Source organism: Chromobacterium alticapitis (assembly GCF_002924365.1).
Classification (GTDB): Bacteria; Pseudomonadota; Gammaproteobacteria; order Burkholderiales; family Chromobacteriaceae; genus Chromobacterium; species Chromobacterium alticapitis.
This window is the reverse complement of record NZ_PQWB01000182.1, coordinates 1-3479: the sequence shown is the minus strand read 5'-3', so window position 1 is coordinate 3479 and position 3479 is coordinate 1. Positions and strand designations below refer to the sequence as shown.

Sequence of the window (3479 nt, the reverse complement as noted above, 5' to 3'; positions counted from 1 at the left end):
CTCCCAGGACCTGCTGCGCGCCACTTTCGAACTGGGCATCAACTATCAGTTCTGCCCGCCCCGCACGCCATGGTTCAAACCCATGGTCGAGCGATCACTGCGGACGCTGGCGGAGCAGTTCGCCCATCAACTGCCCGGCACCAGCTTTGCCAACTGGTTCGACCGCTACGGCTATGACCCATTGAAGGAGTCGATCGTCACCTTGTCGGAGTTGGTCCACGCCCTGCATATCTGGATCATCGACATCTACTCCCAAACCTACCATCGAGGCCTGAAGCAGACGCCGTATGCCGTCTGGCAACGCGCGGCGGAAATCGTCACCCCTCGCACCATCGATCCAGAACGTCTGCGGCTGGTGCTCTCCAAGCAGGCGGAACGGGTACTGGGCCATGCCGGCATTGAGCTACATGGCTTGCGCTACAACTGCAAAGATCTGCTCCCTTGGCGCAAACAGCTCGGCGACCGCATCAAAGTGCAGATCCGCTTCGACCCGGACAACCTGGGTTCGATATTCGCGCTCCATCCGCAGACCAAAGAAGCCATGCCCGTGCCCTGCCTCACTCCGGACTACGCCGAAGGACTGCAACTGCACCAGCACAAACTGATTCAGGCGTCGCTGCGCAAGGAGGGCCTGGCATCCGCCGATCCGCTATCACTGGCCCGGGCCAAGGTACGTATGCAGGAGGTAGTCGGCCAATTGCTGCAAAGCCGCAAACTGGCCGACCGCAAACGCGCCGCGCGGGCCAAAGGCGCGCACTCAAGCAAGGTGATGACCACCGGCAAACTGCCTCCTACGATTTCAGAGGATGCGGAACTCCCCCCGACAGACAGCTGGTCACCGCCCAGTACATTGCCCGTGCTCCCGCACGACCCCGAGGGAGATTGCCATGAGTGAACACTACACGCTGGCAGATCTTCGACGGGCGGAGCGGATCCAGATCCTGCATCCACAATTCAGCACGGCGCTGGAAAGGCTGTCGCACAGCCATGCCCTGTCGCGCCAAGGCGCCGCTGCCAGGCATCTGCTGCTGATTGGCGCATCCGGCACCGGCAAGACCTCGGTGCTGCACAGCTTTGCCAAACAGCATCCCAGCTACGAAACGGAGGAAGCAACGATACGCCCGGTGGTGTATGTCCAAGTGCCTGCCCACCCGACCATCCGAGGCCTGGCGGAGGCCATTCTGATTGCGCTAGGGGCCGGCGTTCAGCTCCGGGGCAGCACTGCGGAGAAAACCAACCAGATCGTGCAACTGATCCGCAACGGCAAAACCGAAGCCTTGCTACTGGATGAGTTTCATCACTTCGTCGATGCCGGCCGCAGAACCTTCGAGGAGGTTACCGAGTGGCTCAAGACCCTGATCGACCAGATCGCCATTCCCACTGTGCTGTCCGGCCTGCCAGAGTGTGAGTGGATCCTGCGCTCCAACGAGCAGCTGCGCCGTCGCTTTGCCGCTCGCGTGGCGCTGACGCCGATTGGCTTCTCCTGCAACGCGGACAAGTCCTTGTTCCGCGACGTCGTCCATGCCTGGGACACACAGATCAATCAGGGACGCCCAACCTGGGGACTCGCCGAGTGGGAGTGCGTCAGGCGCCTGCACTATGCCAGCAATGGCCTGCTCGGCTATCTCTCCAAGGTAATTCTGGGGGCATTGGAATGCTTGATCGAACAGGAGCGGCACGATCTCGACCAAAGCGTCTTGGCCATGGCTTTCTCCAACTATGTCTGGCGAGGCAGCCCACCTGAGCTGAATCCCTTCGATGCCAACTTTGTATTCCGACGCCTGAATCAGCCTGACGAGCCATTCGAGCCGACACGGTTCTCCCGCCGGAACGCGCCCAAAGCTGCCATCCCTGCGTTGTAAACCCATGAGGATCGCCGCCCTGGCGATCCTCCAACGGAACACACCATGACCTCCCCATTACTGCAGATCCGCCCCAAGCCGCAGACGGGTGAAAGTCTGCTGGGCTATTGCCTGCGTCTGGGACACGCCAACGGCTACCCCGGACAGACTTGGCTCCCTCTATTCGTCAAAAAAACCGACGCCGCCAGGCAGAATCTAACCCGGCTGACAGGCCACGATCAGACTAGCCTGGCATGCCTGACAGGTCCGGCACCTGCCAGCCTGGGCCGTCACAGCTACCATCGGTTCGGTCTCAAGGTGACGTACTGGAACCACCACCACCGCCGTTGGTGTCCCGTCTGCTTGGCCGAACACGGCATCTGGCAAACGGAATGGCTGCTGACCCTGCAAATAGCCTGCCCAACTCATCGTCTGTTGCTACGAGAAAAATGCCCCGGCTGCGACAAGCTCATCCGCTGGCATCAAGGCACCATGTTTACTTGCAGCTGCGGCGCCGACTTGCGCCATGCCGCCACACGCCCAGGCACCGCAACCGAGCTGGCACTCGCCAAACTGATTGCCCAGGCCATCCGGCCGCTGATTGGTTTACCCGACCTCGCTGCCAGCAACATCCCCACGCCGCCGCAATTAGATCATCTACACCCGGCACAGCTATGCGACCTTCTCTGGTTCTTTGGCGCCTATGCCTCGCACCGGCCCAATACCCGACCACAAAAAATAGCCGATCATGGCCGGATCGAAATCATTCAGCCCTATCTGCAGTTGGCCATGCAAATCGCCCAGCATTGGCCACAACGCTTCCATCAACTGCTGGAGGAGTACACGCGACCAATATCCGGTAACACAGCATCGCTGCGGGTGTACTTGCGAGAAATACATCAGGCCCTCTACCAGTTGCTGATTCATCCAGAGCTGCTATTTGTACGGGAAGAATTCGAGCGTTATGTCCATGAACGATGGCCGGACAAACTGATCCTGCAGCAGGATCTGCGTCAGGCCCATCCCATCATCAGCCTGGCCAAGGCAGCGGAACAGCTGAATCTCTCAACAGGCGCGGTACACAAGCTGATCGAAAACGGCACCATCAAAGGCTGCCAATCCTCATCGGCTAAAGGGAAAGCCACTTGGATGGTGGAGCGAAGCTCGCTGGATGCCTACGCCCGCAATGAGCATGGCACGCTGACCATTTCGGAGGTAGAACGCATGTTGCGCATTACCCCCAAACGAATCCGCTTGTTGATCGAAAACGGCCTACTGCAGCCGTTGCCTCACGATAAGAAACGCACCCGGTGGTGCTTTCAGCTGGAAACCATCAACACCTTCCTGGAGCAGTTGAACCATGGCCAGATCAGCCCAGAACCGGACAATCCAAACCTGCTATCGGTGTGGGAAATCACCAAACGCTGGATGCAAGGCAGCGAGCCCTTCTTGGCGGTGATCCGTGCCCTGCAGGATGGCTCACTGGAAGTGGTAGGCCGCAACCCGGCCGATCATGGTCTCCGCGCGCTGCTGGTTTCCCGGCAGCAATTCACGCTCTGGCATGAGCAATACCGCCGCTCCCGCGGCTTCTTCACGGTCAGGGAGGCGGCAGCTGCCATCCAGATGAACGTCAACTTG

At 59.8% G+C, this 3479-nt stretch carries 3 protein-coding genes; all 3 read left to right on the top strand.

Going from position 1 to position 3479, the window contains the following annotated elements; genetic code table 11:
• Positions 1–895, top strand: an 895-nt coding sequence (locus tag C2I19_RS20895) for a Mu transposase C-terminal domain-containing protein (protein ID WP_199181319.1), incomplete at its 5' end; no start/stop codon positions are given.
• Complete coding sequence (locus tag C2I19_RS20890; protein ID WP_158253795.1) at positions 888–1862, top strand: TniB family NTP-binding protein; 975 nt, start codon at positions 888–890, stop codon at positions 1860–1862. The genes C2I19_RS20895 and C2I19_RS20890, both read left to right, overlap by 8 nt.
• A gap of 45 nt (positions 1863–1907) precedes the next feature.
• Positions 1908–3479, top strand: a 1572-nt coding sequence (locus tag C2I19_RS20885) for a TniQ family protein (RefSeq protein ID WP_146056913.1), incomplete at its 3' end; no start/stop codon positions are given.